Source organism: Streptomyces solincola (assembly GCF_002982015.1).
GTDB classification, from domain to species: Bacteria; Actinomycetota; Actinomycetes; order Streptomycetales; family Streptomycetaceae; genus Streptomyces; species Streptomyces solincola.
Map to the genome: position 1 here is coordinate 1 of NZ_PVLV01000707.1, position 1,342 is coordinate 1,342.

The window sequence follows — 1,342 nt, forward strand, 5'->3', positions numbered from 1 at the left end:
GGTGGGCGGTGCCGGATCGGTGGGGTGCGCTGGCATTCTGGGCGGGTGACGAAGCTGCGTACGGTCCAGGTGCTGGGCGGCGGGAGCGCGGGCAGCAGCGCTCACGTCAGGTCGCTGGCGGCCGGTCTGGTGGCCCGGGGCGTGCGGGTGACGGTGTGCGCGCCCGGCGCGCTGGAGGAGGAGTACGACTTCCGGGGTGCGGGGGCGGAGTTCCTGGCGGTGCCGCGGCGCAGTGATCCGCTCGCCCTCGCGGCGCTGCGGGCGGCGTGCGAGGGGGCGCACGTGGTGCACGCCCACGGGCTGCACGCGGCGCTGCGGGCCGGGCGGGTGGTCGCGGCGGCGCCGCGGCAGCCGCTGGTGGTCACCTGGCACGCCCTGTCGCAGGCCGAGGGGGCCCGGGCGCAGTGGTTGCGGCTGCGCGAGCGCCGGGCGGTCCGGGACGCCGCGGTGGTGCTGGGCGCCTCCTCCGTGATCGTGGACCGGGCGCGTACCCGGGGCGCCCGGGACGCGCGGCTCGGAGCGATCGGCATCCCCGCGCCGCGGCGGGGCGCCGGGCCCCACCCGGGCAAGGTGCGCGCGGAGCTGGGCGCGATGGACCGCGCCCTGGTGGTGGCGGTCGGCGCGCTGGAGCCGCACCGGGGGCACGGCACGCTGCTGGACGCCGCCCGGGTCTGGCGCGGGCGGGAACCCGTGCCGCTGGTCGCGGTGGCGGGGGAGGGGCCCTGGCGCGCCGGGCTCCAGCGGCGGATCGACGCGGAGGGCCTGCCGGTGCGGTTGCTCGGGCGGCGCGACGACGTCGCGTCGCTGCTCGCCGCGGCGGACGTGGCGGTGCTGGCGGACTGCCGCGAGGCGCGCCCCCTGCTGGCCCAGGAGGCGCTGCGGCTCGGCGTCCCGCTGGTGGCGGCGTCCGTCGGCGGGGTGCCCGAACTGGTGGGGGAGGCCGTCGAGCCGGTGCCGCACGGGGACGCGCCCGCGCTGGCCGCGGCGGTCGGCTCGCTGCTGGACGACCCCGAGCGCCGGGCCGCGCTGGCGGCCGCCGGCCGCGCCCAGGCGTCGAGCTGGCCGACCGAGGACGACACCGTCGCCCAGGTGCTGAGCGTCTACGACGAGCTGCGGGCGGGCAGGGGTTAGGGCGTCATCCGGGCCACCGCTCCGGTCTCCAGGGCCACCCACAGCGCGCCGTCGGGGCCCGCGGCGATGCCGTGCGGCTCGGAGCCGGGGGAGGGCAGGTCGTAGGAGGTGAGGACGCCCTCGGCGGTGAGGTGGCCCACCCGGTTGCCGGCCCACTCGGTGAACCAGCACGCTCCGGGGCGGGGGGCGGCGACGGCGTGCGGCTTGGCGG

At 80.2% G+C, this 1,342-nt stretch carries 2 protein-coding genes; one reads left to right on the forward strand and one right to left on the reverse strand.

Going from position 1 to position 1,342, the window contains the following annotated elements; translation table 11 throughout:
- Positions 1–45 precede the first annotated feature (45 nt).
- On the forward strand, positions 46–1,131 hold the full coding sequence (locus C6N75_RS29545) for a glycosyltransferase family 4 protein (protein WP_105871902.1): 1,086 nt from the start codon (positions 46–48) through the stop codon (positions 1,129–1,131).
- Here C6N75_RS29545 and C6N75_RS29550 read toward each other — a convergent pair.
- Positions 1,128–1,342 (reverse strand): virginiamycin B lyase family protein (locus C6N75_RS29550; protein ID WP_456340833.1); only part of this gene is annotated, 215 nt, incomplete at its 5' end. The genes C6N75_RS29545 and C6N75_RS29550 overlap by 4 nt on opposite strands.